We start from the raw sequence: 227 nt of genomic DNA, 5'->3' as shown, positions 1-227 counted from the left end.
TCATATAAATGCTTGAAATTTTCTCATTCTCAAATGCAAATGAAAGCACATAATTGAACGATTCGTTACCATATAATATTTTTTTCTTTACTCATTTACATACTGGTACCAAATTTCACGTTCTTCCTCACTCATTTCTCCTATTATTTTTGAGAAATCTATTTTTCTATCAAAAGAGTCTTTTAGCATATTAAATTGAGCAAACGACCCTGTAAATATTTCTAATG

Source organism: Bacillus sp. JJ783 (genome assembly GCF_036963225.1).
Lineage (GTDB): Bacteria > Bacillota > Bacilli > Bacillales > Bacillaceae_G > Bacillus_A > Bacillus_A cereus_U.
Note: the sequence above shows the minus strand (reverse complement) of the source record.